The sequence below is a fragment of the Dietzia sp. Cai40 genome (assembly GCF_014145165.1).
Lineage (GTDB): Bacteria > Actinomycetota > Actinomycetes > Mycobacteriales > Mycobacteriaceae > Dietzia > Dietzia natronolimnaea.
This window is the reverse complement of sequence record NZ_JAALEB010000441.1, coordinates 1-2,744: the sequence shown is the minus strand read 5'-3', so window position 1 is coordinate 2,744 and position 2,744 is coordinate 1. Positions and strand designations below refer to the sequence as shown.

The window sequence follows — 2,744 nt, the reverse complement described above, 5'->3', positions numbered from 1 at the left end:
CGGGTGTTCCGCTCGCGGAGTCGGCGTCGACCTGACGCCCGGGGTGGATCCGGCCAGGTCCGCCGCGATCGACTGCATCAGCGCCACCGCGCCCGCTTCGGTGACCTCGATGCGGTGATGGCCGAGCGAGGCGATGCAGGCGAGGATGGCGCCGGCCGCGCCCCGGGTCCCGGTCCGGGCGACAGCGCCGTGTCCGCGGATCGCGTCGGAGAATCGCTGGCGGATCCGGATGTCGGCCGCCACGACCGCCGCCCGGTCCTCCGGCGTGAGATACCGGATCTGCCAGCGGTACAGCGCGGCGCGGGAGCGGTGGGTCAGTGTCGCCCGGGTGACCGAGTCGACCAGGTGGTCGAGGTCATCGGAACCGGACGTGGCGGCGTCGAGTTCCCCGACGAGCGTGGCGACCGCGTCTCGGAACATCGCGTACTTGCCCGGGACGTACCGGTACAGCGCACCGGGGGTCACCGCGAGTCGATCCGCGATGTGCTCCACACGGGTCGCGTGGTATCCGCGTCGAGTGAACTCCTCGGCCGCGGCCAGCGCGATCTCCGCACGTCGGGACCCCGGTGGAGGGGCGTCCGGGAACCTCGTGGGCAGTGGTGGTGACGACGTCATGACCTCTCGGATCTCGTGAGGGCGGATCGGGGTGTGATCTTGACAACAGCGGATACAGTGGCCATAGTAAACCCGAATTCACAGATATATGTGATCGAATCCATGTGAGTGTCTCGAGTGCGTCGTCGCAGACCGGCTCGGGACGGAAGGGACAACCCACCCATGTCAGTGCCCGAGGCCTACATCTACGACGCGGTGCGCACGCCACGCGGTAAGGGCAAGTCCAGCGGTTCGCTGTACAGCGTCGCCCCGATCGACCTCGCCGTCGGCGTGCTGCGTTCGCTGGTCGAGCGCAACAGCAGTCTCGATCCCGCACAGATCGAGGACGTCGTCATGGGCATCGTCGGTCCGGTCGGTGAGCAGGGCGCGGTGTTGCCCCGCATCGCGGCCCTCGCCGCCGGACTGCCCGAGACGGTGGCCGGGGTGCAGCAGAACCGCTTCTGTGCCTCCGGGCTCGAGGCCGTGAACCTGGCCGCGCAGAAGGTCCGCGCGGGGTGGGAGGACCTCGTCGTCGCCGGTGGCGTGGAGTCGATGTCGCGGGTCCCGATGGGCTCCGACGGCGGCGCCTGGGCGCAGAACCCCCGGGTCAACTACTCCACCTCGTTCGTCCCGCAGGGGATCGGCGCGGACCTCATCGCCACGATCGAGGGCTTCTCCCGCGGGGACGTCGACGAGTTCGCCGCGCGGTCGCAGGAGCTCGCCTCCGCCGCCTGGGACGAGGGCCGCTTCGCGGGCTCGGTCATCCCGGTGGTCGACTCCGCCGGTCTGGTCGTGCTCGACCATGACGAGCACATCCGGCGGGGCACCACCGCCGACGATCTCGCGTCACTCCGGCCGTCGTTCGCGGCGCTCGGTGAGCAGGCCGGTTTCGACGCCGTGGCGCTGCAGAAGTACCACTCGGTCGAGCGCATCGACCACGTCCATCACGCCGGGAACTCCTCCGGGATCGTCGACGGTGCCACCGCGATGCTCATCGGCAACGCCGAGGCCGGCGAGCGCAACGGCCTCGCGCCGCGCGCCAGGATCGTCTCGGCCGCCGTCATCGGTTCGGAGCCCACGATCATGCTCACCGGCCCCACCCCGGCCGCCCGCAAGGCCCTCGCCAAAGCCGGCCTGACGATCGACGACATCGACCTGTTCGAGGTCAACGAGGCGTTCGCCGCCGTGCCGATGAAATTCGCCAAGGACCTCGGGGTCCCCATGGAGAAGATCAACGTCAACGGCGGCGCGATCGCCATGGGGCACCCCCTCGGCGCGACCGGCGCGATGATCCTCGGCACCGCCCTGGACGAGCTGGAACGCCGCGACGCCCGCTACGCCCTCGCGACCCTGTGCGTGGGTGCCGGCATGGGCATCGCCACCATCATCGAACGCCTGTAGACGACCCGGCCGCCAGCCTTGACAAGGACGAGAAAAACCCCAATGAGCAGCGAATTCACCAACACCATCACCTACGAGCGCGACGCCGACGGCGTCGTCGTCCTCACCATGGACGATCCGGGTCAGAGCGCCAACACCATGAACGCCGACTACCTGGCGTCCATGGAGGCGGCCGTCGACAGGCTCGCCTCCGAGGTCGACGAGATCACCGGCGTGATCCTGACCTCCGCCAAGAAGACCTTCTTCGCCGGCGGCGACCTGGCCGACATCCTGTCGATCCCCGCTGACGGGGCGGACCTGGCCGTGGCCACCGTCGAGCGGGCCAAGGCGCCACTGCGGCGACTGGAGACCCTGGGTAAGCCCGTCGTGGCCGCCATCGCGGGTGCCGCGCTCGGCGGCGGTCTCGAGATCGCGCTGGCCACCCACCACCGGATCGTGGTGGACTCGCCCGCGATCCAGCTGGGCCTACCCGAGGTGAGCCTCGGTCTGCTGCCCGGTGGCGGCGGGATCGTCCGCACCGTGCGCATGCTCGGTGTGGCCACGGCCCTGACGGAGGTGCTGCTCGAGGGCAGGCGCCTGCGTCCGGGCAGGGCCCACGAGCTCGGGCTCGTCGACGAGCTGGTGGCCGGCCCCGACGACCTGGTGCCCGCGGCGAAGGCGTGGATCGCCGCCAACGCCGACGATCCCGAGGCGGCGACCCAGCCGTGGGACCGCAAGGGCTACCGCATGCCCGGGGGCACGCGGTAGCC

General features: G+C 70.5%; 2 protein-coding genes and 1 pseudogene. 2 read left to right on the top strand and 1 reads right to left on the bottom strand.

The window, feature by feature from the left end:
- On the bottom strand, positions 1-615 hold a 615-nt coding region (locus G6022_RS15295; protein WP_182691916.1), incomplete at its 3' end, for a TetR/AcrR family transcriptional regulator.
- 162 nt (positions 616-777) lie between these two features.
- Between G6022_RS15295 and G6022_RS15290 the strand changes: the two genes are divergently transcribed.
- Both G6022_RS15290 and G6022_RS15285 read left to right on the top strand, forming a co-directional pair.
- Entirely contained in the window at positions 778-1,995 is a 1,218-nt protein-coding gene (locus G6022_RS15290; protein ID WP_095718890.1) for an acetyl-CoA C-acetyltransferase, read from the top strand.
- Between the two features lie 42 nt (positions 1,996-2,037).
- Positions 2,038-2,736 (top strand): annotated as a pseudogene (locus G6022_RS15285) (enoyl-CoA hydratase/isomerase family protein); the annotation flags it as partial.
- Positions 2,737-2,744: the final 8 nt, after the last annotated feature.